Below are 22,409 nucleotides of genomic sequence, written 5' to 3' on the forward strand. Positions count from 1 at the left end.
ATAATGAAACTATTATTCATTTTACAGGGGGAGGGTAATATTCTTTGCTGGTATATTTGGGTAAATAAGTGTTTCATCAAATCAAGCAAAATCTGTATACTTTATTCTAGCAGTCACAGCAAGTTGTTCTTCCTTCCCTTTGTTCTTTACATACATATCTCTGTTTTCTATAATCTGCATACATTATTGAGCTGCAGTTTGGGCAATACAACACTTTAGATAATAAGTTAAACCTTGCCTCTTTTGTTTTAGAATTCTTATCAAGAATTGTTTGTGCTTTCATGAATTTTTCCATGTCTACTATTGCTTCATGACCAACTTCGGTTAAAAGCTCATCATCTATGTATATTCTTTTTTTTGAAAAAGGTTCCTCTAATCTTGATTTTCTATACTGATTTCCTGTATAGTTTTTATTTCTTAGGATATGCCTAATGTATTGGGCATCCCAAGGTAATCCATTGAGTTTCGTGTATCCCCTACTATTTAAATGTTTTGCAACTTTAACAGAAGATTGAAGATGTATATAACTATTAAAAATTTCTTTAACCATCTCTGCCTGGTCTTTCACAATAACTAGATACCCATCTTCATCCTTTGTATAACCATAAGAAAGTTGATACATGCATCTTCCTTTTTTCATCTCAACATGGATTGCTTCTGATAGTCTCTGTTTCCGAAGCATGTTTTCAAATTCTATCCTTACTGCTGTGAAACCAAGTTGAAGTGGGCTTAGTTCGGAGCCCTTTATTCTTTCTGAAACACTTATAAATTCAATTTCCTTTTTCTTAATGGTACTTAAAGATTGAATAAATTCAAATCCTTCTCGGCCCATTCTATCAGAGTATGCAACCAACACCATATCTATCTCATTATCACTAATATATTTTTTCAGATTTTGATATCCGTCTCTATTAGTAACTTTCGTCCCCGTTTTTGCCTCATCGATGAAAACTTTAACTAGGATGATATTTTGTCTATCACAGTATTCTTTGATAGTAGAAATTTGATTTTCTATACTATGTATCGGATTACTGGTACTCGAAGTTCTTGCATAGGCGACAGCAATACGAATACTTTTAAAATCACTCATAATATACCCTCCCTAATGATATTATTTGAGTGGTATGTAATTGTTATTTTCTTGATATCTAAGTCAATGAGAACAAGGTAAGGATAGGTTATTAAATACTGTCTCAATTCATTACTAATAGAAGAATTATGGTCAAATTTGGATAGGTATTCCAATACGTTCATTGCAACATTTACTTCATAACTAAATTTTTGAATTAAATTGGTGTTTGCTTCAATCATATTTTCCTTACTTTTTGAAGCTAGATTCATTGAGTTAATCATTGATTGACGCTGTGCAAGGTCATTTATTTTCACTGTTAAATTCTTAACCTTTACTTCATTTATTTTTGTTAATTCATCTTTTATTTTATTAGTATCTATTGTCTTCAATTTTTCGTTCAAAATAACTGAAGACTCTCTTTCAATGATATCTTTAATCTCTCCTTTATTACCTTCCAATCCACAACTAGTACAAATTAGATTATCTCCCTTAGTCTCTAAAGGATTCATGCAGTGACTACACTGGGTTAAAACTGAAGCAATCCCCATTGTTTTTGATTTTCTGCCTCTGTGTTCATTACTCAATTTTTGCTGAATAAGTTCAAAAGTAATAGGATCTACTAGGGGTTCTATATGTGCATCTTTTAAATAGTACTTTATATGTCCTTCGAGAACACCCTCTAAAACCCCTATATATACTTTATTTGTTAGAACGTAAGCTACCGATTTATATGTCCATGATTTTCCTCTTCTTGTTAAACCAAATAAGTCATTTAGCTTACTAGCAATTTCACGAAGTGACATATCATTTAGATAGGCATTAAATATATACTGTACAATCAAAATGCCTATTTGTTCCTCAGTATCATTAGTATTTTGATAATGTGCCGGAACTAAATATCCATTTTTATTTTTTGTGTAACCAATCGCATGATAATTACCATTAAACAATTTTCGCTGCATAACCTTTGATTTTCTACCGAACGAGAGTGTTTCTAATAACTTTTTGTGGTTTTCATCCGCCATTCCCGCATAGATAGTAAAGAATATTTTAAAGAACTTAGAATCACTTGAAAAATTCTCAACTAGAAAGGTAACTGTTTTAACATACTTAATAATTTCTAAGAACAACTCAATATTGCCCTCTAAATCCCGTGATAGTCTATCTACTGAATAGATTAATAAAGTGTCTGCAACGACTTTTCCGGTTTGTAAATTCCTCAACATTTCATCTAACTCTGGGCGTTTCAGCTCCTTCCCACTTACACCAATATCTGAATAGGTATGTACAAGTTTCATATTATTATTATCAATATAATCATTGATTGCTTTTAATTGATACCCTACAGATCGTTCCTCACTAAATCCTTTTATAATAATTGATTTTCTTGCATATCCTATAGCTTTTAGCAAGAATCCCCCTCCTTTCTAGGATAATAAAAATTCTCCACTGCCCATTTCAATTCTTCAACTTCATCAATTGCAGAAGTAGCTAAACCCATCGATATTAATCTGCAATTATTAATCAATAACTCTTTTTCTATAGCAATTTGTTCTAGTGGGTAACGGGATATATTGTTTAAATTTTTACAAATTACTGCATTTAGTTTTTTTGTTCTAACAAGATGCAACAGTCGCTTAATTTCTCTCCTCATGTATACGAGTTTATTATAGCTTCCTCCAACTTCAACAATAGGCTGGTCGGTTATGATAAATTCCTTACTTATCTGTTGTCTATTCATAAGAGCTAATTCTCCTTGGACTTTACTACTGTCCATTACTCTTAAGTAAAACACTGCTTTCGGTTTCAAAAGTATTACCCCCAAAAATGAGGCAAATACAGAATATTCCTAATTATTCCATATCCCTCCTGTTTTTATACCTACTTCAAAAGACTCGTTTTCAGATTACTGAAAATATGGAAATATTTTGTTTTTATTTCTTTTTTTCTTCTTTTTTCTGTTTTAACCATTCTTTAAAATCAGACTTGTCAACTCTCTTAGATATGCCAATTTCAAAATTTGGTATGCCACCATGCTCAGGATGAAGTTGTAATAATTCATAGACCCTTCTTCTTGAGATCTGGAGGTAATCGGCTATTAGTTGCGCTGTCAAAACCTCAGGTAATGAATCCCAAGTTTTGAACCTTATTTTGTCCATTCTGATACTCCTCCTAACAATGTAAGACTTCATTTATACCGTCTAATTTAATTGTAAAGGCTAAAAATGTATTCACTGCCGTAAGATAGTTTTGATTTGGTGTAAGTTCTCAAGCAATTGTTCTAGTTAAGTAGGAAATCACCGAATTTAACCAATAATTTAGTAATGAAACCTAAAAGAAACTCAATGGTGGAAAGAAAATTAAAAACAACAATTGTAACTAGAAAAAAATTGGTCTAAAAATATAGTTCCAAACTCACCTATCAAATTAGTAAAATAAAATTATTAAATTAATTTACTGTATGACGTAGGAGGTAAATAAATATGGCTCACGAAAAATTTTCAAATGTTCAATGGAGAAAGGAGTTTGAACAGTATAAATTAAATGTAAGGGTTAATAAAAATCTAATCAAAGTACTACAAGAAAGTATTAATTGTTCCCTAACGACAATATGTACAATAATAGGAGACGAAGGTAATTCTTATTTAACAAGAGGAAAAGAAACCGCAAACGCAAACTATTCAAAAGTTAGAGCTACAGCGGATTTCCTTGGGGTGCCACCCTGGTTAATTTTTTCTGAAGAAGGAAATGAAAATATTAAAGGATTATACGAGAATGCTGAAGCAAGCGTTTTTAAGACATATAATATTTCTAGTAACGGTGATAGCATACGAAAATTAAAAAATGGATTGTCCCGTGCAACAAATTTAAAACAGGAAATGATAAATAAATATAAAAAGGTCTTAGATGAAATTAATGAAGTTTTATCAATAAATGGGGAATACATGGAAGATTCATGGGAAGAAATACTTAAATTTCTTAAAAAGGAATTCAAGAAGGATAAGGTAGACTGGGGATGCCACATTTCACTAAATAACGGGTCTTTTAATGGAACACTTCGTATTACCAAGTGGATAGAATTAGATAAATACGATAAGACGAAGATTAAAGACCGATTCTCTAGTGCTTGGTTTTACTATAAAGAAACAGACAACAATCAACCATACGAAGAGGAGTTACTTATAATTTTAAATGATGTTTCAAAACTTATAGAAAAGCCATTTTGGCAGTTTTCAGTTTCATCAAACTTAAACACAAAAGCAAATCTCTTTTCATGGCATTCTAATAGAGTATTCGACAATGAACCATACAATAAAAGTAAAATAATGGAAAATTTACCACTTTCTCCGAATTTCATAGCTTCACCAGAACCCGTGATAAGTGTAATACATAAATTTAATTTGAAGGAAGCTGGATACATAAATGACGATGGTGATATAAATGAATTTATTAAATGGCTTGAAGACACCGAAATTTCCGAAGTTAGTTCTAATATTAGTACAAGTGATAACTACTTAAAGTTACTTTTAAATGAAAACTATTTAAAAGAAAATGATAGATTGATATTTAAATATGAAAATGATTTTAAAAAGGTCAATAATAAAGCTGTTTGCACATTAGTTATTCATAAAGGTGAACCAAGAGTCAAATGGGATTATGATGATAATATCTATTCAATTTCATCACTATCAAAACAATTGTTACTAGAGAGTGATAGAATATCTCCTTCAACCAATCCTGATGGCAATAAATATTGGAGATTAGAGGGCAGTAATGCAACATCACTATTTGACGTTGCAGTTAACATAAAGCGTGATATTGAATCAGGTCAATTAAAGTTATTTTAATGTATCCCTTTTGTTGCTAAATTTCATATTTCTTTAAAAGTTACTTTTCACTTCTGCTATCATGCACTTTTATTAACTAACGTATAATATATTTTATAATTGGCTGTTCCGCTTATAAGGAAATAGCCAATTTTATTTTTGCTTCTTAAATACACCCCTCTTTTTAAGTTACACCAAAAACTCTCTATCTTACACCAACTCTATACTAATCCATCAAATACACTTTATACAAAGCTTGTTTTTTAAAAATTAATTATGACCATCATCAAACATTGAAAAAATTTTTAATTGAAAGAGGTTATTGATATGAAAGGATCTTTTTACAGACGCGGGTGCAAATGCGGTAAAAAAAAATGCATTTGTGGCTCGAAATGGGCTTTCACAATAGATATTGGAACAGACCCAAAAACAGGGAAAAGAAAACAGAAAACAAAAAGTGGATTTAAGACCCTAAAAGAAGCAGAGGATGCAGTTACGGATTTACTTTACGATTTAAATCAAGGAAATTACACCGCAGATAATAACATTTTATTCAAAGATTTTGCACCACTGTGGTTATCGATGTACTGCGAAGAACGTGAAGTAAAACCCGGTACGATTCGTGTAAGGAAACATGAAATTGACAAGCTAATGCCTTACTTTGGATACTTAAAGCTGAAAGATATCAACTCAAACAAATATAAGCAAGTTTTAAATACTTTTAAGAAATGCTATTCTGATAAAACTGTAGATGGTATTCATCGTGCTGGAAGAATGATCTTTAAGAAAGCCATTGAAATGGAATACATCAAAAAGGACCCAACACAGTTCGTTGTATTACAAAAGAAAAAGAAATCTATCGAAGAATTAGCAAAACCACCCATTCCAAAGTATATGGAAAAGCGAGAGCTCGCTTTATTTCTAGAAACTGCCGCTAAATATGGATTAGAAATGGATTATTCTACTTTTCTAACTCTATCTTATACCGGCATCCGTGTTGGTGAGCTTGTAGCCCTCCAGTGGAAGGATATAGATTTTGAAAAAAAGTGCATTCGAATCATCAAAACATATTACAATCCAAAAAACAACACCGTTCAGTATATGTTAGTTACACCAAAAACAGCAGGATCAGTTCGCACAATTGTTGTTGAGGATGATGTTATTGAAGCTTTAAAAATTCATAAAAAGGAACAAGATAAAATTAAAAATCGAATTGGCGACTCTTACACTGATAATGATTTTGTATTCGCAAACACACAAAAAAAAGTCGGTTATCCCATCCTAATTAAAACGGTTGAAAACAGAATGAAACGCCTTTTGAAATTAGCAGGATTAAGTGATGAACTAACACCGCATTCCTTACGCCATACTCACACATCATTACTAGCAGAAGCAAAGGTTGTGTTAGAAGACATAATGGAAAGACTGGGACACTCAGATGACGATACAACAAGGAACATTTATCGCCACGTTACAGAAGTAATGAAAAAAGAGGCTTCTCAAAAATTTGGAAAATTAATGAGAAGTGTACAATGATATCTTCACATTAACAATTCCTTTATTGTAAATACCCCCTATAGATTAGGGGGTGTCCTATTTTACATTATTCAACTGCATAGTATATTTGTACTGTGCAGCAAATAAATATAGCATTTGTTCCGAACATGAACCATTATAAAAAAAGATGAACAACCTCTTACTAGGAAACCGTACATATTATTTTTCATAAAAGTTTTTTCTTTCCACGAATACAAGTCTATCATAGTTACGTCTATCAAAGTTTTTAGAAGACTTCCCAAAAATCAAAATACATATAATATAAATAAAGGTATATCCACCTACAAGAACCATATTGAATCCCTTAAAAGGCTCCGTTATTTCAAAATAAGAACTTACTGATTTAATGCAAAAAATCAACCAAATTCCAGATAAAAATAAACTAAGTAATTGATTGATTTTAGAAACCGAAAAAGGATATTCAGATGCTAAGTTCATTAGCTTTGCGTGCCTCATATTGACTGCTGTCTTATATAGGGGACCAACAACTTCATCCTCCAATAAGTCTACGTGTCTTTCCCAGTTATTCTGCCAGAATTTACTTCCTCTATTAACCAAATACCAACTGAAAGTAAACACAAATCCAAGACATGATACAAAGAATATAGCATCGGCAGAGACATTCTTCCCACTTGTTAAAGCAAAGTATCCTGCAAAGGCTACTCCGATAAAAGTCCAAAAGTAAGTTGCTCTTTTCCAATAGAGTTCAATTTCAAATTTCCTTATATCTAATGATAGTTCTAATGCTTTTTCCGGTTTTTTAAAAGCCGCTATGTACTTCTCTTTATCATAGTAAACTTTTTTATGCCCTCTAGAACGTTTACTCATATGTTATTATAAACCTCCACTATAGTTATAAATGAGAATTTTGTTCCGATTATAATTTTATTAATTTCCTCTTAATCGAGGTTATATGAACATCCAAATACATAATTCGACATTTATTGTAAAACTCCTTCAGAATTACCTTTAAATAGAAATATAAAATAGTGGTGATCACTGATTACCACTATTTTTCTGTGCATCTTTGATGTAATGCTTATTATTTTTTTATATTCCATTCCCTTCACAATCATGGCATTTCCATTTCACAATTCTGTCTTTTTCAATTTCTGAATTTCCTATTTTTTGAGTGAAATGTCTGGGTTCTCATAAATTAACCGACTCAGTAAGCCACCCCAAGTTGGTGAGTTGATGTATATTTAGAAAAAACTAGAACTAATATAAATTCTTGTTGAGCATTATGTGCCAAATACGAAGAAAAGACGATCACTTTAATGCAATCGTCTCTTCGGTTAAACTTTTACTATTATTTGGTACTATGCAAATAGTGATTGAAAAAATATTATAACATGACTATATCTCTTCAAGTTGGTTAATTGTATAAGAAAACTTTTTTCTATTATTCTTTAAATTTTATATTGATAACAGGTAAATCATAACTTATTAACTCTTCTGTTTTTAGTAAAATTGAACCTTCCGATAAGCTGCCTATGTTTTCTATAATTGCGTTTTCTTCATCCTTATTAAAGATTACGATTCTAAATTCATTTTGGTGCTTGAATCCATGATTTTTAAAGAAAAATAAACTAATATCTTGATTAGCGAAAGCTTCCAATCTTCTTTGTTGATTTATGTTAGTATCAATATATTCAACAAATCTACCGCTAAAATCATATCCATTTTGGTTGAATGATTTCTCCAGTTGTTCTGAAAAGTGAGGTGGAGAGATAACTAAAGCATAAGCGCCAAATTCAGAACGCATCTTATTAATTTGTTCATCTGTGAAGTTAATCTTTAATTTTACTTCTGTCTCTGATTCCTCATATATTTCTAGCATATCCGCAGTAACTGCAAATAAACAAAATACAGGTTTATATAAGGCATCTTCATATCTAAGATTTGCTTTTCTTGCTTTTGCTTTAGCAACTAACTGTTCTGTTCCTGGTATATAAAAGGATAATTCTACATCATTAATTACGTTTAAGGTTTCAAGTTTATCCCCCATATCGGGTATTCCTGTTTTCTCTTCTAAATCAACAAAAAACTTTAGATTATTCATATAAAGATTACCTTGTTGTAGTGATCTAAGGTTATCAATATTATCACTAAACTTAATAAACATTACCGGCTGATTACCGAGAAATTCTTTTATTCTATTATCCATATATTCTCCTTTTGTTATTACTGATTCCTTAATAGCACCTTTTTTTAGTTTATTTTAAACTAGTATAGTCAATTATTACACACTTCCAACATTTTCCGACTCAAAAAATTTAATTAAGTCATATAGCATAGGAAGATACTTTATCTAAGGCTATTCTATTTAGTTGCCTAAGCATAAATCTTTTCCTCTGGGATATCCTCTAACAGGTGTACCATCTTTTCTAGTATATGAAGAAACCTCATGCTTTACAGGTGATTTTCTAGTAAATTCCTCATTTATTTTGGATTGAGGAACATGGTCAGTTAGAGGAGTCTTAACATCTTTTTGTTCCATATCTGAAGTTTTACTAGATATAGAGTCTCTACGTGCGGAAATTAGCACCTCACTTGTAAATGCTATAATTGGTACAATTTTTTCAGGATTATCTTTAATATATTTTACTGGCTTAGAATTGGCGATTTTGGTTCTTATTTTTGTTAACCATTCCATAGTTTTTGATTTTTTATTTACAGGAGCTGACCTATTCCTATTCAAAACTTCTTCCAAAGGCTTTTGGGCTTCTAATTCCGCGTTTCTTCTTATTGTTTCTTGTTGTTTTTCAAATGAATATTTTAAATGAGCATCATAATTGAATGCTGTCCATTCTCTTTTCTTCGGGATAGTATCCCTTGCATTTTGTCGAGCTTTCTTAACCGCAGATGCAGTTGGTCCAGTCTGTTGATTTGCAACCCTGCGTAGGAATTTATTACTAAACTTTATTATTTCTTCTGAATTAAAATTTGGTGTTAGAATTACTTTTTGTGGATGTTTTTCTTTTAACTGATTTAGCTTAAAGATTTGCTTTTTAGTTAGTTTTTTTACATCAGATAAAATATTATAAAAATCATAAAAAGGAATACTTCCCTCATTACTCCAGACTTTTTCAAGTTGATTGATAAGGTATGCAGCTTGACCTGTTTTAATATCAGGACCGGCTATGCATTTGTATCTTTCCCCAACTTTTATTATGTGAAGTATGTCCGCTTTAGAACTTGAATCAGGATTTACAAAAGTGAATACTACATTTCCGTTATTCCTTATAGAGTTATATTCATAACATACAATCCACTCAGCAAGATGGCCTTTCCACTGGTTATAGTTAAATTGGAATTCTTTATTGGTTCCTAAGTATTTAAATGTATCCAAAGGTGAGGTAGCCTTATTAACCATCCGATTAAGTGTTTCTTCAGAATGTTTATACGGCTGAGCATAAAGATTAATTGTTGTCTTTACGATATCCCTAAACTCCTTTGGGATTGAATATGAAAAAGTAAATAAATCGTATATTTCATTTATATCCAAACAAGCACTTTTATCATTCACCAAAACCCCTCCTACCATTATTATACATTTGAATTGTTGACAATTCATTAATTAAAACATATGAATCTATTAAGCAGAAAAAAAGAATAAAGACGTTCTTATTGCGTAGTATAAAGTCTACTACGTAATATAAAAGTTACTCCTTTAAACCTTAAATTTTAAAATAGATATTTAATTTCTCCCTTTTTATTATAAAACTCTCCTTACCATTGTATTTTAAACTAATGACATGAATTTTTGATTTCATCTTTGGTAATAATGAGCTTTTAGCAACAAAATATTTCTAGGAAAGCGAGGATGCTAATGAAAGGACATTTTTACAGAAGAGGATGTAAGTGCAAAAAGAAAAAATGCACTTGTGGTTCAAAGTGGGCTTTCATCATTGATATTGGATTAGATCCAGTTACAGGCAAAAGAAAGCAAAAGGTTAAAAGTGGCTTTAAGACTAAGCAGGAAGCTGAAGAAGCTGTTGCAACTCTAATTCACGAATTAAACCAAGGAACATATTTAGAGGAAACAGACAAAACGTTTAGTGACTTTGCCATTGAGTGGCTTCCCATCTACAGTGATTCTAAAGATGTAAAGCCCGGAACGATTCGAGTTCGCCTCCATGAAATTGGAAAGTTGTTACCCTACTTTGCCAAATTAAAGTTAAAAGATATTACAAGAAAGATGTACCAAGATGCACTAAACGATTTGAAGAACCAGGGTTATTCTGATAGCACAAGGGAAGGAATTCATCGAACGGGCAGGATGATTTTTCGAAAAGCTTTGGAACTAGAGCTAATTAAGAAGGACCCGACTGAATTTGCTTATGTGAAAAAGGATAAGAAAACGATTGAACAGTTAGAAGAAGAGGAAGTTCCTAAGTATCTTGAAAAAGAAGAGCTTGCCTTACTTTTAGAAACAGCCAAAGCAAATGGCCTAGAGCATGATTACTTAGTTTTTATGATTTTAGCCTATACGGGAATTAGGGTAGGTGAACTAGTAGCTCTCAAGTGGAAGGATATTGATTTTAAAAATCACACGATCAGCATTACCAAAACATATTACAATCCAAATAATAATGCTCTTGAATATCAGTTGGTTACACCAAAGACGAGAAAATCAAAACGAAAAATCATTGTAGATGAAGAAGTGATTCATCAGTTGATGGAACATAAAAAAGTTCAAGAGAAATTCCTTGAGCAGCTTGGGGATGATTACCATAATAAAGACTTTATCTTTGCCAAAATGGAACGACAATTTGGTTATCCCATCGTCATTAAAAATGTGCGAGACCGAATGAAAAGACTGCTTAGAATCGCAGGATTAAATGAAGATTTAACACCACATAGTTTAAGACACACACACACGTCACTTCTTGCCGAAGCTGGAGTCTCACTTGAACAAATCATGGACAGGCTTGGTCATACCGATGATCAAGTAACGAAAAATGTGTATCTTCATGTTACGCAAGAAATGAAAAAAGAAGCCTCTCAAAAGTTCGCTGAACTCATGAGAAGCCTCCGTTAAATATCCTCAATGTTAGCAAAATGTTAGCAAACCACTCTCACCTGACCAACAAACCCAGTCATATCAAGGGTTGAGGGGCGTTATTACATCATGCCGCCCATTCCACCCATACCACTCATATCAGGCATTCCACCTGTACCAGCTGGTTCTGGCTTATCAGCTACAACTGCTTCAGTTGTTAAGAACATTGCAGCTACGGATGCAGCGTTTTGTAATGCAGAACGTGTTACTTTAGTTGGGTCAACGATACCAGCGTCGATCATGTTTACCCACTCGCCAGTTGCAGCGTTGAAGCCTGTTCCTACTGCTTCGCGCTTTAAGCGGTCAACGATAACAGATCCTTCTAAGCCTGCGTTGTGAGCGATTGTGCGAACTGGTTCTTCCATTGCACGTAATACGATGTTGATACCTGTTTGAACATCGCCTTCTGCTTGTAATTCAGCCACTTTGCTGTATACGTTTAGAAGGGCAACACCACCACCAGATACGATACCTTCTTCTACTGCAGCGCGAGTAGAGTTTAAAGCATCTTCAATGCGTAGTTTGCGCTCTTTTAATTCTGTTTCAGTTGCAGCACCAACTTTGATTACTGCTACTCCACCAGCTAATTTAGCAAGGCGCTCTTGTAATTTTTCACGGTCGAATTCAGAAGTTGTTTCTTCTAATTGAACACGGATTTGGTTTACACGAGCTGAAATGCTTGCAGGCTCGCCAGCACCTTCAACGATTGTTGTGTTTTCTTTTGTTACAACTACTTTAGATGCACGACCTAAAGAAGCAAGTGTTGCAGATTTAAGGTCACGGCCTAACTCTTCAGTGATGACTTCACCGCCAGTTAATGCAGCGATATCTTCAAGCATTGCTTTACGACGGTCACCGAATCCAGGAGCTTTAACTGCTACTGCATTGAATGTTCCACGAAGCTTGTTTACTACTAATGTAGATAATGCTTCACCTTCGATATCTTCAGCAACCAATAATAATGGTTTACCTTGTTGAACAACTTGCTCAAGCACTGGTAAAATTTCTTGGATGCTAGCGATCTTTTTGTCAGTGATTAAGATGTATGGATTGTCTAAAACAGCTTCCATTTTTTCTGTGTTAGATACCATGTAAGCTGATACATATCCACGGTCAAATTGCATACCTTCAACAACATCAAGTTCAGTTGTGAAGCCTTTAGATTCTTCGATAGTGATAACACCATCGTTACCAACGCGCTCCATTGCTTCAGCAATTAATTGACCTACTTCATCGTCAGCCGCAGAAATAGCTGCAACTTGAGCAATAGAAGTTTTTGTTTCGATTGGTTTAGAAATCGCTCTTAATTCTTCAACAGCTGTTGCAACTGCTTTTTCCATTCCTTTACGGATACCCATTGGGTTTGCACCAGCAGTAACGTTTTTCAAGCCTTCACGAATCATCGCTTGAGCTAAAACAGTTGCAGTAGTTGTTCCGTCACCAGCAACGTCATTTGTTTTGCTAGCTACTTCAGCAACTAATTTTGCACCCATGTTTTCGAATGCATCTTCTAATTCGATTTCTTTAGCAATCGTTACACCGTCATTTGTAATTAATGGTGAACCGTATTTCTTTTCAAGAACGACGTTACGTCCTTTAGGTCCTAAAGTTACTTTTACTGTATCTGCAAGAGTATCCACCCCGCGTAGCATTGCGCGACGTGCTTCTTCACTAAATTTAATCTCTTTAGCCATTGTAAATTACCTCCCAAAAAGTTTTTTTCGTCGTTTTATATAGCGTAGCTAAGCTGGCAATTACTCACCAACAACAGCAAGAATGTCGTTTTCACGAATGATCAAGTATTCAGTACCTTGATATTTCACTTCTGTACCTGCATATTTTGAGAAGATAATGCGGTCACCTGTAGAAACTTCTAATGCTACACGTTCTCCATTATCAAGCACACGGCCAGTACCTACAGCAACAACCTTTGCTTCTTGAGGCTTCTCTTTCGCAGAATCTGGTAAAAGAATACCGCTTGCAGTTTTTTCTTCTGATTCAACAAGCTCGATGACAATGCGATCTCCTAGTGGCTTTAACAATTAAAACAACCTCCTCAAATGATATGTAATTTTCTTATTTATTAGCACTCTCATCACTTGAGTGCTAACACATTTTATATATTAAAGAATCTTCTATTGATTTGCAAGTATCATGCATAAATTTTTTCTAGTTAAATGTCGACTTTTTTAGACAAGTATTTTGTCCAATGGCAAGTTTGCACAACTCTATTAGTATAAGTTTCTTACCTATCAAATATTCCATTAGATTCGATATCCCTGAGTGGTTCTAATTGATACAAACCATGTTTTATGAGTAGAATGTATATATAGAAGTATTTTTAAAGGAGAACAAACTGTTGAAGAAAGAATATTGGATCATTCTCATTGTTTATATTGGAATGCAGTTCTCAAGCTTTATCGGGATTCCGCTTCTTACTATTCTAGGAGAAATATTAGGAAAGAATCCTGAAAGTTGGGCGGTCGCCTCTGTGTCCTACTGGCTGCTATTTAGTTTTACTATTACAACGATCATCATTCTCTTCATTTTGCAAAAAGAAATGAAGCAAGACCGACTGGAACGAAATTCGCTTCCTTTTGGAATTTCCTTATTATGGGCAATTATCGGTATTTTTTTAGCCTTAATTTCTCAAACCATTGCTGCGAATATCGAAAATTTGCTCGGAATTGAGCCGGGGTCAGAAAATACAAAAGAAATTATGGAAATCATTAATCTATTCCCATTTGTCATCATTGTCAGTTCCATTTTAGGCCCTGTATTAGAGGAAATCGTGTTTCGAAAAATTCTATTCGGGTCTCTATACAAGCGATTTAATTTTTTCCTCTCTGGGTTAATCAGTTCGGTTATTTTTGCACTCGCTCATATGGAGCCGGAACATGTATTGCTTTATTCGGCTATGGGGTTCACCTTCGCTTTTCTTTATGTAAAAACAAAGCGAATCTGGGTTCCGATATTTGCTCATGTCTCGATGAATACATTTGTCGTACTTATTCAGTCCATTTTTAAAGAAGACATTGAGAAAATGATGCGTGATGCTGAAAAAATTCAAGGATTCATCTCACTTTTTATGTAAACAACCTAATACAAGAACTCCACTTTTTGAAGTTCTATTTTTTTGGAGGGACAAATGAGACAATCACCATTAGGATCTGGCATCCTCTATCTTTTGCTAGCAGCTTTATTTACTTATTTCGCCATACAAAACGTTCGAGAAGGCGGTTGGGATTTCTTTTCTTATCTATTAGTCATTTTAGCCACCTTTGATCTAGGTTCAGGTCTTAAAATGATCGCCTTTCATTTTAAACTAAAAAAAGCTCGACCAAAAAAATGAGTCCGAAAATGGACTCATTTTTTAATGTCTAGCGCAAGCGTTCTAAACCCAACGTACAGGATGTATTAGTGTCGATAATGCGAAAGAACCTCCGAGTTTTTTATTCCTCTTCACTCGAGTAATGTTTTAAAAAGTAAATCAAACTTTGTAACTCGACCGCTAAATCAATATGATGAACACGAATCGAACTTGGAACAGCTAGACGTGCAGGGGTGAAATTCAAGATTCCTTTCACATTTGCTCTTATTAGCTTATCCGTGATCGTTTGAGCAACGGGTGCAGGAACAGTCAGAATCGCTACCTGGACCCCCAATTCCACTAATTTTTCCTCAAGATCATCCATGTGGAGAACTTTCACATCACCAATGAAGGTACCTACCTTCCCTTCATCTACATCAAAAGCAACTTCGATCTTTGTGTTATTATTTTTCAAAAAATTATAATTTAAAAAGGCCGTTCCTAAATTCCCCACTCCAATTAAAGCAACCTTTGTTAGCTCATCTTGGTCTAGTGTTTTGCGAAAGAACGATAATAAATAATTAACATTATAGCCATAGCCTTTTTTCCCTAACGCCCCAAAATAGGAAAAGTCTCTACGAATTGTAGCGGAATCTACTTTCACCGCTTCACTTAATTCAGCCGATGAAACCCTCTGCTTCCCAGAGGAATGTAAATTTTTTAAAAATCGATAATATAACGGCAGCCGCTTTGCCGTTGCTTGCGGTATTTTCATCTGCTCATTACTCATGTACCATCCCATCCCCTACCTCATCAAATTTTGCTTATCTATTTTACATCATTCACTCTTTTAAAATCACCATTTTTTCCACCTGTTTTTTCTACAAGAAAGGTTGGCCCAATGACCATTCCTTTATCTATCGCCTTGCACATATCATAAACAGTCAATGCACATACGGATGCTGCTGTTAGTGCTTCCATTTCTACACCCGTGTTTCCTTTTGTTTTCACAGTGGAATATATATGTAAGAGATAATCAGTCTCTATTTTTTCCCATGAAAAGGATAAGTCTATCCCAGTAAGAGGGATCGGATGACACATCGGAATTATTTCCCACGTTTTTTTACATGCCATCACAGCCGCAACTTGAGCGACAGCCAGAACATCACCTTTTTTCATCGTTTGATTTGTGATTTTTTCATATATTTCTTGATTTAGTCGAATACTTGACTGAGCAATAGCGGTTCTAACTGTTTCGGGTTTATCACTCACATCCACCATTTTTGCTCTGCCGCTTTCGTTAAAATGTGTAAGCTCTGCCATGTAAATACTCCTCCCAACCTAATCATACACTATTTTTTTACATCTGTGTGTGATGTTTGTATACCCCTTCACATATTCAACATTATTGCCGATATGTGTAGATTACGATACACTTATCTTAAGTAATTGAGGTGAAAATTGATGATTTTATTACAAGTTAATCAGCTATTTAAACATTTTGGTGCTGAAACCATTTTATCGAATATAAAGCTTGAAATTCAAACCCGTGATCGTATTGCCCTTGTTGGCCGTAATGGTGCAGGTAAATCAACTCTATTAAAGATTATCTCTGGTCAAATGAGCTTTGATTCAGGCGAAATCATTAAACCGAAAGATGTGACCATCGGTTATCTTGCCCAAAATACAGGTCTTGAGTCTGCTTTATCCATCTGGGAAGAGATGCTGACTGTTTTCAAGCCATTACAGCAGATGGAAAGAGAATTACGTCTACTTGAGGAAAAAATGTCCGATCCAACTGTTTTGGAGGATCCGGCTTTATACGAGCGCGTTTTGAAAGATTATGACGTCCTACAAATTACATTTAAGGATTCAGGTGGATATCAATATGAAGCTGACATTCGTTCTGTGCTTCACGGGTTGAATTTCCAATCCTTTGATTATTCTACGAAAATTGCCACTTTAAGTGGCGGACAAAAGACACGGCTCGCTTTAGGTAAGCTTCTTTTAACAAAACCTGATATCTTAATTTTGGACGAGCCTACGAACCATTTAGACATCGAAACTCTTTCCTGGCTTGAACAATATTTACAAACCTATAATGGCGCGATCTTAATTGTTTCGCATGACCGTTATTTCTTAGATAAGGTCGTTACACAGGTTTATGAAATGTCACGTAACCTTATTCAAAAATTCCTTGGTAATTATAGTACGTATCTCGACCAAAAAGCAGAACAGTATGAACGGGATCTGAAGCTTTTTGAAAGGCAGCAAGACGAAATTGCTAAGCTGGAGGATTTTATTCAGCGAAATTTGGCGCGAGCAACGACAACAAAACGTGCGCAGTCGCGCAGGAAAAAGCTTGAAAAGATGGACCGATTGGACCGTCCATTAGGGGATGAAAAATCTGCTTCCTTCCGCTTTGAGATCGAAAGACAAAGTGGCAATGAAGTTCTCAATTTAGATCAATTGGACATTGGCTACAAGCAGGAAGCTATCTCCAAAGATCTGAGCTTTCGATTAACACGTGGGGAAAGTGTAGCTTTAGTGGGACCAAACGGGATTGGAAAATCAACCTTATTAAAGACACTTATCGAAAAACTCCCTCCTCTCTCAGGGGGAATACGACTTGGTTCAAATGTAACCATTGGCTACTACGACCAGGAGCAGGCAGAGCTCTCCTCAAATAAGAGAGTGTTAAATGAATTATGGGATGACTATCCATTAAAACCTGAAAAAGAGATCCGCACTATTTTAGGGAATTTCTTATTTTCTGGTGAAGATGTTCTTAAAATTGTCTCCACACTTTCAGGGGGAGAAAAAGCAAGATTAGCCTTGGCGAAACTAATGATGCAAAAATCGAATTTCCTTATCCTCGATGAGCCTACCAACCATTTAGATTTGGATAGTAAGGAAGTATTAGAGAATGCACTCATTGATTATCCTGGAACAATTCTCTTTGTCTCTCACGACCGTTACTTCATCAACCGAATCGCCACGAAAGTGATTGAACTAAGTGAGCAGGGATGTAAGGAATTTTTAGGGGATTATGATTATTTTGTTGAAAAGAAAGAAGAAATTATTGAATTAAAAGCACTTGAACAAAAAGAGAAATCAGCTTCCATTGGTGCAGTCGATAAAGCCGATAAAAATACTTTCCATCAAGATAAAGAGGCAAAAAAACTTGAGCGTCAACGAAAGCGAAAATTAGAAGAAATCGAATCAAGAATCTCACAGCTTGAAGAAGAAATTGAACAATATGAGCAGCAATTATGTGATCCAGAAGTATTTCAACACCATGAAAAAGTGCTCGAAATTAATATGAAAAATGAACAAGCAAAAGTAGAGCTAGAAAGCCTAATGGAAGAATGGGCGGAGCTTGCTGATTAAGAAAAGCGTAAGCGCCCGATAAGTGACGTATGGACTGGTTCGCTCCGCAATCTAGCTGCGGCTCCTAGCCCCTCGAGGTCATAAGCCACTCCTGACAAGAAGGTAAAAGGCAACCTTCTTGTCTGGACCGTCTTATGCTTGTCAGGGCTGGTCAGTCGCCTCACTTTTTGATGCATGAGATAAAGGAAACACGAAGAGCGATAGCGATTCGATGTTGACTTATCATAAGGAGGAGAGGGACAGTATACTAGTCGCTGGGCGCTGGAGCTGGACAACTTTAAAAGTCCAAATAGTTATACTCCCTAATATGATAAGAAGAAGAAGCACGTGCTAATGTGCTTCTTCTTTTTTATCATATATTCCCTTTATAAGGACAAATGTCATAGAAATATATTATTTATACAATAGTATTTAGAAACTAATCCACAATACTATGCACAATTGAACGTTTATTCCTAAGGCTATCAACAGACTTATGCACATTATCCACAAAAATAATACGTTTTTTCCACATTATCCACAAAGTTGTGAACAAAACCTTCAGATATCCACAAAAAAATCCTCCTTTATGAAAAAAGAGGATTTTTATCTATGATTAATTGTGGATTTCTAAATCTAATCCTGGATTTGCATTTAAAGCCATATCTGCTCTTTGGCCCTTTTCAAATAGTACTGTGCCCGCGGCTGCAATCATCGCTGCATTATCCGTACACAGGGATAAAGGAGGAAAAATTAGCTCAACATCTTCAAAATTCTTAAATGCTTCACTTAGGGCTGTACGCAATCCTTTATTTGCAGCCACACCACCTGCAAGCAGCACTTGTTTCACTTGATATTCCTTTGTAGCTCTTACGGTCTTTGTTACCAATACATCAATCACACTCTGTTGAAAACTCGCGGCTAAATTTTCTGGTAAAATGGTCTCACCGCGTTGCGTTAAATTATGGACTGTATTGATTACCGCAGATTTTAATCCACTAAAACTAAAATCATACGAGCCTTCCTCTAACCAAGCTCTAGGCAAATCAATCGAAGGTTTCCCTTCATGGGCTAAGCGATCAATATGCGGCCCACCAGGGTAAGGTAAATTCAATGTACGTGCCACTTTGTCATATGCTTCACCAGCAGCATCATCTCTCGTTTCCCCAATTACCTGAAAATGACCATGTTCCTTCATGTATACTAGTTCCGTATGTCCACCTGATACAACAAGTGATAATAACGGAAAGTTCATTTCCTTTACAAGCTGATTCGCATAAATATGTCCTGCGATGTGATGAACAGCTACTAGAGGAATATTATGTGCAAATGCTAATGCTTTTGCCGCATTTACTCCAATTAATAAGGCACCCACCAAACCCGGCCCTTCTGTAACTGCAATGGCATCTAGTTCACTGAAAGAGAGTTCAGCTTGCTTCATTGCTTCCTCAAATACGATTGTCATTTGCTCTACATGATGACGAGAAGCAATTTCAGGAACGACTCCACCAAACCTTTTATGACTTTCAATTTGAGATGCAACGACATTAGCAACAATTTCTCTTCCGTTTTTAATGATTGCCACAGCCGTTTCATCACAGCTTGTTTCAATACCCATTATGAAAAGATCCTTTTTCATTAAATATTCACCCACATTACTAAGGCATCTTCAAGATTATCACTATAATAATTTTTTCGAATACCACCATTTTTGAATCCATACTTACGATATAAATTTTGAGCAACCGTGTTGGAAACCCTAACCTCTAATGTTACTGTTTTAGCTCCCATTTCTTTGACTGTTTCCATTACTTTTGCTAATAGTGCATCACCTAAATTTCTACCACGATATTCGGGTAGAACAGCAATATTTGTGATATGCGCTTCATCCACAATCATCCATACACCACAGTATCCGATAATCTTCTCATTCTCTTCTAGTACCACATATTTAGCAAACTGATTATTATGTAACTCATTGTAGAAGGATTCCTTACTCCATGGTACAGCAAAAGATAACTTTTCTATATTTACGATTTGATCAATGTCCTCTTCTTGCATGAATCGAAATAATAATGAATCATTCATCGAACTCTTCCTAACCTATTTAGTCTTTTCTAAACCTTTTGCTTCTAGCCACTTCACTTCAGCTTCCGCCATTCGAATATAGTTTGGTACAAAGCTATGGATATCTTCAGCTAGCCGTTTACTTCCCAATAAGCCTAATTCAGCTGGACGTGGATTTTGCAAGGAGACATCTGCAAATATTGCCTTTTCTCCTAATCCTTTTTCTATCACTTCTCGATGAATAGGTAAATCATTACCTACAAATAAAATATCCTTGTCTAAGGTAATTAAATGGTCTACCCAGTCAGATGTCAGTACATTTTGATCTGAGATTATTGTTTTTATTTCACTTTTATCATATTGATATAATCCAGTATAAATTTGACCTCTCCTAGCATCAAATAAAGGAGACACGTATCCGGAAAAAAATCTGCCAGCCCCCGCAGCCAAAATCTCTAAACTAGAAACCCCCACAATAGGAAGATTTAGACTCCAAGCAAGCGTTTTAGCGATTGATACTCCAATTCTAACCCCAGTATAAGAGCCCGGACCTTTAGCGACCACAATTTTAGTTAATTGATTCGGTTGAATGCTGCAATCCTTCATTAATGATTGAATCGCGGGCATCGCACGAACAGAATGATTTACTTTTAGATTTGTAATATATTCTCCAATCACTTTTTCTTCGTTCAGTAAAGCAATACCTAACGTGTAATTAGAAGTATCTATAGCTAGTATCGTCATGAAAATATCTCCTTACAAAGCTGTTCATACCGATTACCGGTTGGTTTTAATGTAATATTTCTTGCATTGTTTTCATCATGTGTCAAATAAATAGTTAAAAGTTCAGATGGGAGTTGTTCTTTTATTAAATGTGCCCATTCTACAACTGTAACCCCTTCACCTTCGAAGTACTCGTCAAAACCTAAATCTTCATAAGAGTCCTCTAGTCGATAAACATCCATATGATAAAGAGGTAGATGCCCTCGATATTCTTTAATAATCGTAAAGGTTGGACTATTTACGTTTTTCGTAATTCCTAGACCTTCTGCTAATCCCTTTGTAAAGGTGGTCTTTCCAGCCCCTAAATCACCTTCGAGTGCAATGACATCCCCAGGTTTAAGCTTTGCTGCTAAATGTTTCGCAAAATCGGTTGTTTCATTTGAGCTATTTGATATGTATTGAAAGTTCATTTAACTAATCACCTAATTCATTATAATGCTAAATAAGATAAAAAATCCTTAGGATGTATCCTAAGGATATTGTTGACTATTTTAGTTTACATGATTTTTGATATTAGAGCAAAATACAGAACAAAAGCGCAGGGCGCCTTGATTAGCACTGGAGCTGGACGTGGACTATACAAGTTAATAAGTTATCTACATCCAAGTATTCTATAATTTTATAAACAATAAAAAAACGAAACACTGTTTCGCCAATTTTACTTCAATATTAAAAATGGCGGTCCCGACGGGAATCGAACCCGCGATCTCCTGCGTGACAGGCAGGCATGTTAACCGCTACACCACGGAACCAATTTAGATGGATTATTGCGGGGGCAGGATTTGAACCTGCGACCTTCGGGTTATGAGCCCGACGAGCTACCGGGCTGCTCCACCCCGCGTCGATAATAAAATATTTCCATCATTCAAATTTATTAAATACAGCCTGGCGACGTCCTACTCTCACAGGAGGAATCCTCCAACTACCATCGGCGCTGAGAAGCTTAACTTCCGTGTTCGGTATGGGAACGGGTGTGACCTTCTCGCCATCGCCACCAGACTGTATTCATTTGTGAGGTTTGTTCCCTCAAAACTAGATAATATAGAAGAAGAAGAAAAACAAGTTTGCCTTAAAATTGGTTAAGTCCTCGAACGATTAGTATCAGTCAGCTCCACACGTCACCGCGCTTCCACCTCTGACCTATCAACCTGATCATCTTTCAGGGTTCTTACTAGCTTGCGCTATGGGAAATCTCATCTTGAGGGGGGCTTCATGCTTAGATGCTTTCAGCACTTATCCCATCCGCACATAGCTACCCAGCGATGCCTTTGGCAAGACAACTGGTACACCAGCGGTGCGTCCATCCCGGTCCTCTCGTACTAAGGACAGCTCCTCTCAAATTTCCTGCGCCCACGACGG

Annotated in this window: 21 protein-coding genes, 2 tRNA genes and 2 rRNA genes; 6 read left to right on the forward strand and 19 right to left on the reverse strand. The window is 35.1% G+C overall.

Annotated elements, in window-relative coordinates; all coding sequences use genetic code 11:
* Positions 1-106: 106 nt before the first annotated feature.
* The 4 genes from ACFSO7_RS09435 to ACFSO7_RS09450 form a co-directional block, all read right to left on the reverse strand.
* On the reverse strand, positions 107-1,090 hold the full coding sequence (locus tag ACFSO7_RS09435) for a recombinase family protein (protein ID WP_377877056.1): 984 nt from the start codon (positions 1,088-1,090) through the stop codon (positions 107-109).
* Positions 1,087-2,484 (reverse strand): recombinase family protein, encoded by a 1,398-nt coding sequence (locus tag ACFSO7_RS09440; protein ID WP_377877057.1) that lies wholly within the window; start codon positions 2,482-2,484, stop codon positions 1,087-1,089. Before ACFSO7_RS09440 ends, ACFSO7_RS09435 begins: the two co-directional genes overlap by 4 nt.
* On the reverse strand, positions 2,478-2,882 hold the full coding sequence (locus ACFSO7_RS09445; protein WP_377877058.1) for a recombinase family protein: 405 nt from the start codon (positions 2,880-2,882) through the stop codon (positions 2,478-2,480). Before ACFSO7_RS09445 ends, ACFSO7_RS09440 begins: the two co-directional genes overlap by 7 nt.
* Before the next feature lie 124 nt (positions 2,883-3,006).
* Positions 3,007-3,231 (reverse strand): helix-turn-helix domain-containing protein, encoded by a 225-nt coding sequence (locus ACFSO7_RS09450; RefSeq protein ID WP_377877059.1) that lies wholly within the window; start codon positions 3,229-3,231, stop codon positions 3,007-3,009.
* A gap of 324 nt (positions 3,232-3,555) precedes the next feature.
* On the opposite strand from ACFSO7_RS09450, the gene ACFSO7_RS09455 reads away from it, so the two are divergent.
* Both ACFSO7_RS09455 and ACFSO7_RS09460 read left to right on the forward strand, forming a co-directional pair.
* Positions 3,556-4,920 carry a BAR domain-containing protein gene (locus ACFSO7_RS09455; protein ID WP_377877060.1) on the forward strand — a complete coding sequence of 455 codons (1,365 nt, stop codon included), beginning with the start codon at positions 3,556-3,558 and terminating at the stop codon, positions 4,918-4,920.
* 306 nt (positions 4,921-5,226) lie between these two features.
* The gene (locus tag ACFSO7_RS09460; RefSeq protein WP_377877061.1) at positions 5,227-6,435 is read left to right on the forward strand and encodes a site-specific integrase; all 1,209 of its coding nucleotides are present in this window, start codon (positions 5,227-5,229) and stop codon (positions 6,433-6,435) included.
* Between the two features lie 180 nt (positions 6,436-6,615).
* On the opposite strand, the gene ACFSO7_RS09465 is transcribed toward ACFSO7_RS09460, so the two are convergent.
* The 3 genes from ACFSO7_RS09465 to ACFSO7_RS09475 all read right to left on the reverse strand — a co-directional run bounded on the left by ACFSO7_RS09465 (position 6,616) and on the right by ACFSO7_RS09475 (position 9,985).
* Positions 6,616-7,284 carry a RipA family octameric membrane protein gene (locus tag ACFSO7_RS09465; protein WP_377877062.1) on the reverse strand — a complete coding sequence of 223 codons (669 nt, stop codon included), beginning with the start codon at positions 7,282-7,284 and terminating at the stop codon, positions 6,616-6,618.
* Between the two features lie 574 nt (positions 7,285-7,858).
* Positions 7,859-8,623 (reverse strand): hypothetical protein, encoded by a 765-nt coding sequence (locus tag ACFSO7_RS09470; RefSeq protein ID WP_377877063.1) that lies wholly within the window; start codon positions 8,621-8,623, stop codon positions 7,859-7,861.
* 159 nt (positions 8,624-8,782) lie between these two features.
* Entirely contained in the window at positions 8,783-9,985 is a 1,203-nt protein-coding gene (locus tag ACFSO7_RS09475) for a hypothetical protein (protein WP_377877064.1), read from the reverse strand.
* A gap of 303 nt (positions 9,986-10,288) precedes the next feature.
* On the opposite strand from ACFSO7_RS09475, the gene ACFSO7_RS09480 reads away from it, so the two are divergent.
* On the forward strand, positions 10,289-11,500 hold the full coding sequence (locus ACFSO7_RS09480) for a site-specific integrase (RefSeq protein WP_377877065.1): 1,212 nt from the start codon (positions 10,289-10,291) through the stop codon (positions 11,498-11,500).
* 83 nt (positions 11,501-11,583) lie between these two features.
* On the opposite strand, the gene groL is transcribed toward ACFSO7_RS09480, so the two are convergent.
* Positions 11,584-13,215 carry a chaperonin GroEL gene (groL, locus tag ACFSO7_RS09485; RefSeq protein ID WP_377877066.1) on the reverse strand — a complete coding sequence of 544 codons (1,632 nt, stop codon included), beginning with the start codon at positions 13,213-13,215 and terminating at the stop codon, positions 11,584-11,586.
* Between the two features lie 60 nt (positions 13,216-13,275).
* The gene (gene groES / locus ACFSO7_RS09490) at positions 13,276-13,563 is read right to left on the reverse strand and encodes a co-chaperone GroES (protein WP_377877067.1); all 288 of its coding nucleotides are present in this window, start codon (positions 13,561-13,563) and stop codon (positions 13,276-13,278) included.
* Between the two features lie 317 nt (positions 13,564-13,880).
* Here groES and ACFSO7_RS09495 point away from each other — a divergent pair, with 317 nt between their 5' ends.
* The gene (locus ACFSO7_RS09495; RefSeq protein ID WP_377877068.1) at positions 13,881-14,615 is read left to right on the forward strand and encodes a CPBP family intramembrane glutamic endopeptidase; all 735 of its coding nucleotides are present in this window, start codon (positions 13,881-13,883) and stop codon (positions 14,613-14,615) included.
* A gap of 54 nt (positions 14,616-14,669) precedes the next feature.
* Positions 14,670-14,873: a YdiK family protein gene (locus tag ACFSO7_RS09500; protein WP_377877069.1), complete on the forward strand. Its 204-nt coding sequence runs from the start codon at positions 14,670-14,672 to the stop codon at positions 14,871-14,873.
* Between the two features lie 100 nt (positions 14,874-14,973).
* On the opposite strand, the gene ACFSO7_RS09505 is transcribed toward ACFSO7_RS09500, so the two are convergent.
* Together ACFSO7_RS09505 and moaC are read right to left on the reverse strand one after the other, a co-directional pair.
* Positions 14,974-15,621 (reverse strand): redox-sensing transcriptional repressor Rex, encoded by a 648-nt coding sequence (locus tag ACFSO7_RS09505; protein ID WP_377877076.1) that lies wholly within the window; start codon positions 15,619-15,621, stop codon positions 14,974-14,976.
* A gap of 38 nt (positions 15,622-15,659) precedes the next feature.
* Positions 15,660-16,154: a cyclic pyranopterin monophosphate synthase MoaC gene (moaC, locus tag ACFSO7_RS09510; RefSeq protein WP_377877070.1), complete on the reverse strand. Its 495-nt coding sequence runs from the start codon at positions 16,152-16,154 to the stop codon at positions 15,660-15,662.
* Between the two features lie 141 nt (positions 16,155-16,295).
* Here moaC and abc-f point away from each other — a divergent pair, with 141 nt between their 5' ends.
* Entirely contained in the window at positions 16,296-18,221 is a 1,926-nt protein-coding gene (abc-f, locus tag ACFSO7_RS09515) for a ribosomal protection-like ABC-F family protein (protein ID WP_377877071.1), read from the forward strand.
* Positions 18,222-18,816: 595 nt separating this feature from the next.
* On the opposite strand, the gene tsaD is transcribed toward abc-f, so the two are convergent.
* The 8 genes from tsaD to ACFSO7_RS09555 all read right to left on the reverse strand — a co-directional run.
* Positions 18,817-19,839, reverse strand: coding sequence for a tRNA (adenosine(37)-N6)-threonylcarbamoyltransferase complex transferase subunit TsaD (gene tsaD / locus ACFSO7_RS09520; protein ID WP_377877072.1), 1,023 nt, complete (start codon positions 19,837-19,839; stop codon positions 18,817-18,819).
* Positions 19,839-20,288, reverse strand: coding sequence for a ribosomal protein S18-alanine N-acetyltransferase (rimI, locus tag ACFSO7_RS09525; protein ID WP_377877073.1), 450 nt, complete (start codon positions 20,286-20,288; stop codon positions 19,839-19,841). Before rimI ends, tsaD begins: the two co-directional genes overlap by 1 nt.
* 15 nt (positions 20,289-20,303) lie before the next feature.
* Positions 20,304-21,011, reverse strand: coding sequence for a tRNA (adenosine(37)-N6)-threonylcarbamoyltransferase complex dimerization subunit type 1 TsaB (gene tsaB, locus ACFSO7_RS09530; protein ID WP_377877074.1), 708 nt, complete (start codon positions 21,009-21,011; stop codon positions 20,304-20,306).
* Positions 21,008-21,460 (reverse strand): tRNA (adenosine(37)-N6)-threonylcarbamoyltransferase complex ATPase subunit type 1 TsaE, encoded by a 453-nt coding sequence (gene tsaE / locus ACFSO7_RS09535; RefSeq protein ID WP_377877075.1) that lies wholly within the window; start codon positions 21,458-21,460, stop codon positions 21,008-21,010. Before tsaE ends, tsaB begins: the two co-directional genes overlap by 4 nt.
* 266 nt (positions 21,461-21,726) lie before the next feature.
* A tRNA-Asp gene (locus ACFSO7_RS09540) sits at positions 21,727-21,802 on the reverse strand.
* Between the two features lie 15 nt (positions 21,803-21,817).
* Positions 21,818-21,891, reverse strand: a tRNA-Met gene (locus ACFSO7_RS09545).
* A 42-nt stretch (positions 21,892-21,933) separates the two neighbouring features.
* Positions 21,934-22,049, reverse strand: a 5S ribosomal RNA gene (gene rrf / locus ACFSO7_RS09550).
* Between the two features lie 76 nt (positions 22,050-22,125).
* Positions 22,126-22,409 (reverse strand): 23S ribosomal RNA (locus tag ACFSO7_RS09555); the annotation flags it as partial.

The sequence above is a fragment of the Bacillus sp. CGMCC 1.16607 genome (assembly GCF_042683745.1).
Classification (GTDB): Bacteria; Bacillota; Bacilli; order Bacillales; family Cytobacillaceae; genus Pseudoneobacillus.

Coding starts and splice junctions, on each gene's coding strand:
- ACFSO7_RS09435 (WP_377877056.1), bottom strand. CDS start 1,090: ATGAGTGATTTTAAAAGTATTCGTATTGCTGTCGCCTATGCAAGAACT.
- ACFSO7_RS09450 (WP_377877059.1), bottom strand. CDS start 3,231: ATGGACAAAATAAGGTTCAAAACTTGGGATTCATTACCTGAGGTTTTG.
- ACFSO7_RS09455 (WP_377877060.1), top strand. CDS start 3,556: ATGGCTCACGAAAAATTTTCAAATGTTCAATGGAGAAAGGAGTTTGAA.
- ACFSO7_RS09460 (WP_377877061.1), top strand. CDS start 5,227: ATGAAAGGATCTTTTTACAGACGCGGGTGCAAATGCGGTAAAAAAAAA.
- ACFSO7_RS09465 (WP_377877062.1), bottom strand. CDS start 7,284: ATGAGTAAACGTTCTAGAGGGCATAAAAAAGTTTACTATGATAAAGAG.
- ACFSO7_RS09470 (WP_377877063.1), bottom strand. CDS start 8,623: ATGGATAATAGAATAAAAGAATTTCTCGGTAATCAGCCGGTAATGTTT.
- ACFSO7_RS09480 (WP_377877065.1), top strand. CDS start 10,289: ATGAAAGGACATTTTTACAGAAGAGGATGTAAGTGCAAAAAGAAAAAA.
- groL (WP_377877066.1), bottom strand. CDS start 13,215: ATGGCTAAAGAGATTAAATTTAGTGAAGAAGCACGTCGCGCAATGCTA.
- ACFSO7_RS09500 (WP_377877069.1), top strand. CDS start 14,670: ATGAGACAATCACCATTAGGATCTGGCATCCTCTATCTTTTGCTAGCA.
- ACFSO7_RS09505 (WP_377877076.1), bottom strand. CDS start 15,621: ATGAGTAATGAGCAGATGAAAATACCGCAAGCAACGGCAAAGCGGCTG.
- moaC (WP_377877070.1), bottom strand. CDS start 16,154: ATGGCAGAGCTTACACATTTTAACGAAAGCGGCAGAGCAAAAATGGTG.
- abc-f (WP_377877071.1), top strand. CDS start 16,296: ATGATTTTATTACAAGTTAATCAGCTATTTAAACATTTTGGTGCTGAA.
- tsaD (WP_377877072.1), bottom strand. CDS start 19,839: ATGAAAAAGGATCTTTTCATAATGGGTATTGAAACAAGCTGTGATGAA.
- rimI (WP_377877073.1), bottom strand. CDS start 20,288: ATGAATGATTCATTATTATTTCGATTCATGCAAGAAGAGGACATTGAT.
- tsaB (WP_377877074.1), bottom strand. CDS start 21,011: ATGACGATACTAGCTATAGATACTTCTAATTACACGTTAGGTATTGCT.
- tsaE (WP_377877075.1), bottom strand. CDS start 21,460: ATGAACTTTCAATACATATCAAATAGCTCAAATGAAACAACCGATTTT.